This window comes from Pseudomonas sp. NPDC087615 (assembly GCF_044743445.1).
Lineage (GTDB): Bacteria > Pseudomonadota > Gammaproteobacteria > Pseudomonadales > Pseudomonadaceae > Aquipseudomonas > Aquipseudomonas baetica_A.
In genome coordinates, this window is record NZ_JBIUWM010000134.1 from 1 (window position 1) to 2,178 (window position 2,178).

Below are 2,178 nucleotides of genomic sequence, written 5' to 3' on the forward strand. Positions count from 1 at the left end.
TCGATATCATCGTTAACACCGGTGATGATGGAGCCTGCCTGAAGGTTCAGGGTTTTTAGGCTTTCTTCAAAGAGTTCCGCAAAGCTTTCGCTCATTTTAATTCCTGTAAATGAGGGCGAAGGATACGCCCATCTCCACACCCCAGACGGTGTGGGTTAGTTTCATATAGAAGAAGCGCCGCAGGACTATGACTGGTCCCCTGCAACCTTCTTGGTCACCCGGCGATATCGCGAATGGCGATCTCGCTCATGATGCGTTCAAGCACCTGATCGATGGACAACTCCGTGGAATCCAGCTGTATCGCGTCAGCCGCCGGTTTAAGCGGGGCTACCGCTCGCTGGGTGTCACGCTCGTCGCGTGCACGGATCTCATCTAGCAGACTCGACAGACTAACACCCTCGACTTTGCCCTTCAACTGCAAATATCGGCGGCGCGCCCGCTCCTCGGCACTGGCGGTCAGGAAAATCTTAAGCGGCGCATTCGGAAAAACCACCGTACCCATGTCGCGACCATCGGCCACCAGCCCCGGCGACTCCTGAAAAGCACGCTGGCGCTGCAACAGCGCCTCGCGCACGGCCGGCAATGCAGCCACTTGAGAAGCGCCGGAACCGACGCCTTCAGTTCGAATCACATCGCTGACTTCGTCACCTTCCAGAATGATGCGCTGCAACTGACCGTCGGTCGCCGCGATGAACTGCACATCCAGATGAGCGGCGAGTTTCTTCAGCAGCTCTTCATTGGTCAGGTCGACACCATGGTTGTGGGCGGCAAAAGCCAGCAAACGGTAAAGCGCACCGGAATCCAACAGATTCCAGCCCAGACGCTTGGCCAGAATCCCGGCGACGGTGCCCTTGCCCGAGCCACTTGGCCCATCAATGGTGATGACCGGTGCAATGTTCTTCACGACTGAGCCTCTTGTGCCACACGAATACCGACCTGCCCGCACAGCGCGAGGAAGTTCGGGAACGACGTCGCGACGTTGGCGCAATCATGGATGCGGATCGGTGCAGTGGCGCGCAGCGAGGCCACGCTGAAAGCCATGGCAATACGGTGATCGCCGTGACCATGCACTTCGCCGCCGCCGATCTGGCCGCCGTCGATGATGATGCCCTCCGGGGTCGGTTCGCACTTGACGCCCAGCGCCAGCAAACCGTCCGCCATGACCTGGATGCGATCCGATTCCTTGACCCGCAGCTCTTCTGCGCCGGTCAGCACAGTGCGCCCTTCGGCACACGCGGCTGCCACGAACAGCACCGGGAATTCGTCGATGGCCAGTGGAACCAGCTCTTCAGGAATCTCGATACCTTTGAGCTTAGCTGCTCGCACGCGCAGGTCGGCTACAGGTTCGCCGCCGACTTCACGCTGGTTTTCCAGAGTGATGTCCGCCCCCATCAGGCGCAGGATGTCGATGACGCCGGTACGGGTCGGATTGATGCCGACATGCTCAAGCACCAACTCCGAACCTTCGGCGATCGATGCCGCCACTAGGAAGAACGCCGACGACGAGATGTCGCCTGGCACTTCGATATGGGTCGCCGTCAGCTTGCCACCGGACTCGACCGACGCCGTAGCGCCATTGACGCTTACCGGGTAACCAAAACCGCGCAGCATGCGCTCGGTGTGGTCACGCGTCGGCGCCGGCTCGGTGACGGTGGTCTTGCCTTCAGCGTACAGGCCGGCAAGCAGCAGGCAGGACTTCACCTGGGCACTGGCCATCGGCATGGTGTAAGTCAGGCCTTTGAGCTTGTGCCCGCCACGAATGGTCATCGGCGGACGACCTTCAGCCGCGGTTTCAATCACCGCGCCCATTTCACGCAGCGGATTGGCCACGCGATTCATCGGACGCTTGGACAGCGAAGCATCGCCCGTCAGGGTGCTGTCGAAGTTCTGCGCGGCCAGCAGGCCGGACAGCAGACGCATCGACGTGCCGGAGTTACCCAGATAGATCGGGCCCGGCGCAGGCTTCAGGCCGTGCAGGCCGACACCGTGAATGGTCACGCGGCCGTGGTGCGGCCCCTCAATGACCACGCCCATATCGCGAAATGCCTGCAAGGTCGCCAGGGCGTCTTCGCCCTCGAGGAAGCCTTCGACTTCGGTGACGCCTTCGGCCAGCGAACCGAGCATGATCGAACGGTGGGAAATCGATTTGTCACCCGGTACGCGAATCCGACCGGACAG

3 protein-coding genes are annotated in these 2,178 nt (G+C 60.9%); all 3 read right to left on the bottom strand.

Annotation, left to right across the window (positions count from 1 at the left end; all coding sequences use genetic code 11):
• Nucleotides 1-95 (bottom strand): hypothetical protein (locus ACIOU6_RS27905; protein ID WP_401139961.1); only part of this gene is annotated, 95 nt, incomplete at its 3' end.
• Nucleotides 96-214: 119 nt separating this feature from the next.
• Nucleotides 215-904 carry a (d)CMP kinase gene (gene cmk / locus ACIOU6_RS27910; RefSeq protein WP_401139957.1) on the bottom strand — a complete coding sequence of 230 codons (690 nt, stop codon included), beginning with the start codon at nt 902-904 and terminating at the stop codon, nt 215-217.
• Nucleotides 901-2,178 (bottom strand): 3-phosphoshikimate 1-carboxyvinyltransferase (gene aroA, locus ACIOU6_RS27915; RefSeq protein WP_401139959.1); only part of this gene is annotated, 1,278 nt, incomplete at its 5' end. The genes aroA and cmk, both read right to left, overlap by 4 nt.